This window comes from Armatimonas sp., assembly GCF_031410135.1.
Lineage (GTDB): Bacteria > Armatimonadota > Armatimonadia > Armatimonadales > Armatimonadaceae > Armatimonas.
In genome coordinates, this window is the sequence record NZ_JANNYP010000917.1 from 1 (window position 1) to 2,039 (window position 2,039).

At 60.2% G+C, this 2,039-nt stretch carries 3 protein-coding genes and 1 pseudogene; 2 read left to right on the forward strand and 2 right to left on the reverse strand.

What is annotated here, in order from left to right; genetic code table 11:
* Positions 1 to 193: 193 nt before the first annotated feature.
* Entirely contained in the window at positions 194 to 385 is a 192-nt protein-coding gene (locus RMO15_RS32605) for a PEP-CTERM sorting domain-containing protein (RefSeq protein WP_309723350.1), read from the forward strand.
* A 144-nt stretch (positions 386 to 529) separates the two neighbouring features.
* Here RMO15_RS32605 and RMO15_RS32610 read toward each other — a convergent pair whose 3' ends face one another.
* Both RMO15_RS32610 and RMO15_RS32615 read right to left on the reverse strand, forming a co-directional pair.
* Positions 530 to 832 (reverse strand): hypothetical protein, encoded by a 303-nt coding sequence (locus RMO15_RS32610; protein ID WP_309723353.1) that lies wholly within the window; start codon positions 830 to 832, stop codon positions 530 to 532.
* A 21-nt stretch (positions 833 to 853) separates the two neighbouring features.
* Positions 854 to 1,558 carry an NIPSNAP family protein gene (locus RMO15_RS32615; protein WP_309723356.1) on the reverse strand — a complete coding sequence of 235 codons (705 nt, stop codon included), beginning with the start codon at positions 1,556 to 1,558 and terminating at the stop codon, positions 854 to 856.
* Positions 1,559 to 1,771: 213 nt separating this feature from the next.
* Here RMO15_RS32615 and RMO15_RS32620 point away from each other — a divergent pair.
* Positions 1,772 to 2,039, forward strand: a pseudogene (locus RMO15_RS32620) (hypothetical protein); the annotation flags it as partial.

A 2,039-nucleotide genomic window follows, 5' to 3' on the forward strand; every position in this document is an offset into this window, starting at 1 on the left:
GGCGGCGGCTCGTCGTACTTCAGCGACCCGGCCTTTGCGTTTAACAGCGGAGCAATGGTAGTAAGGGCTTTTCAGAAAATAACTTGTCTGTTCACAGTGCCTGCCATCATCTAAAATGGCTGGCAAAAATGGATAATTTAATCTTTGGCGACCTCTAAGTCAAGCCGGTAGCAACGGCAGCGGTTCTTCTGGCGTGGCCCCCGGCGGTGCAGGTGACATAGTAGACTATGCCGCCGGCGTGGGAAGGGGCGGCGGCAACGGCCAAAATGGCGGCAACGGGCGTATCGTGCTGATCTACGGCTCCTCAGCCGCTCCCGAGCCGGGCACGCTGGCGCTTCTGGCACTGGGGGGGACGCTGGTGATCGTCAAGCGACGGCGCAAGTAGGATTCGCCTCGGCTTCCCTTAAGAAGCGCCTTGACTCAGGCCCGAGTCAAGGCGCTTTGTCGTGCCGCACCCGCCTAGATCAGCGGCGAGTAGTGTTGGGGCTACTCGCGAGGAATACGACAAGCTCAGTGGGCGAGAGTGCCATCAGCCCTGAACAGTAGCCCGAAGCCGGGATTCCTTCTGGTCGAGGGTCTCAATTTCACGGACAAGTAGCTCAAGCCTCTGAAGCGACTCGCGTTTTTGCGTGAGGATCGCCTCCAGCTCTGCCAGGTAGCGGCGACGCTTCTCTCTCTCCGCTTCCCGGCGAGGAGCAAGCCGCGCCTCCTCCTCTGCCTCAACCTGAGCATAAAACGCCGCGAGCTGTGCCGCCTCAGGAAGGCTGAGAACTTCCCCGGCATCTTCTCGCCGACGCAGTGCCTCGATTTGTGCTTGCTCAGTCTCGCTCATGACCCGCATTATACCGTCCGCCTACACCAGCGGCGAGTAGTCCGTGGGAACCAGAGGCACGGAAATCACGCCCTTTTCTTTCAGCGTCAGCGCTCCTCCCGCCTCTTTCTCCGATGCCTCTCGCGCCGCTTGCCACGCCGGGTCGGTGCGGAAGCTGTCCCACGACGCTTTCCGAGCCATTTCATTGGGATAGGCCATGAGATAGATCAGCGTGTTGTCCGCGCCTTTTTGATCGGGATCGAGCTCCCAGTAGGCGATATTGGTCATCTTATGCTTCTCAAAGAGCTTGACGGTATGCTGCCGAAAACGATTCTGGAGCCGCGCTAAGTTCCCCGGCGAGGCGTAGTAGGTGCGAAGCTCAAAGGCCCGTGGCTGCCGTGCGGACTTAGCGGGGAGCTTGGGCGAGAAATCCAGCGTGTGCAGAAACTGCGACTCGACTTTGATTGCCAGCCTGCCGTCTTTTTCGGACTCTTTAAACACCGTCTGCCACTCCGGATCGGCCCCGAAGGCCTTAAACGCCGCGTTGCGAAACTCACGATTCGGGTACGAGAGCACGTAGTAGAGCTTGCGCTCCGGGTTGTTTGCCGGAAGCCAGTAGCCCATACTGGTCATCCCATGCTTCTCAAAGAGCTTGAGGGTATGGTTGCGGAAGCGGGCATTGAGAGCATCGAGCTTGCCCTCCCCCGCCGTGTAAATACGAAGCTCGTAGCAGCGCTTGTCGTTCATGGTTGCCATTGTACCCTCCTTGCAACGTCAAGCCCCTGAGAACGAGTCTCTGGGCTTAAGAGGGCGACGGGCACCTTCGTGCCCAGTAAACTCGATTTGGCTGCGAAGGCAGCCGTCGCCCTCTTAAGCCGGAAGACTCGTTCTTCCGGTGATTTTTGCGGGGTGGGTTCGCTTCATGACTTCTTCACGACTCGGATTTACCCTGAGGCCACTATGGACACAAAAAACTTGCTCGCTCCTCGTCGTCGCTTCGTGATCTCGGCTACTCTGGGCCTGCAAGCGCTTACCCTGGCAACGCTGGGCTGCGGGGGCGGAGGGGGCGGCTCTGTCGCTCCCACTCCAACACCCGTACCTGTCTCCACACCCACTCCCGTCCCGGGCGCAACACCCGTCCCCGGTGCGACGCCATCACCATCACCCGTACCCGGCGCGACGCCGACCCCGGTGCCGGGTGCAACGCCGACACCGAGCCCAACGCCCT